The organism is Halorubrum sp. SS7, assembly GCF_005435055.1.
Taxonomy (GTDB): domain Archaea; phylum Halobacteriota; class Halobacteria; order Halobacteriales; family Haloferacaceae; genus Halorubrum; species Halorubrum salinarum.
Genome location: NZ_SGXV01000714.1, coordinates 1 through 222, shown reverse-complemented (window position 1 = coordinate 222; position 222 = coordinate 1). Strand labels below are relative to the sequence as shown.

The following is a 222-nucleotide window of genomic DNA, read 5'->3' as shown; positions in this document are numbered from 1 at the left end:
GACCGCCGACGCGCTGATCTCGGCGGCCGCCATCTCGGATTTCACCGCGGACGCAGTCGACCAGAAGATCCGATCCGGGTCGCCGCTGTCGGTCGATCTCCGGCCGACGCCGAAGCTCATCGACTCGGTCCGCGAGGCGTACCCCGACCTCCCCATCGTCGGGTTCAAGGCCGAGACCTCGGGCGACGACGCGGCGATGGTGTCCGAGGCCGAGCGGATCCG

Annotated in this window: 1 protein-coding gene; it reads left to right on the top strand. The window is 70.3% G+C overall.

Features of this window, described 5'->3' with window-relative positions; all coding sequences use genetic code 11:
• A partial coding sequence (locus tag EXE44_RS19690; RefSeq protein ID WP_241991927.1) for a phosphopantothenoylcysteine decarboxylase occupies nucleotides 1–222 on the top strand: 222 nt, incomplete at both ends.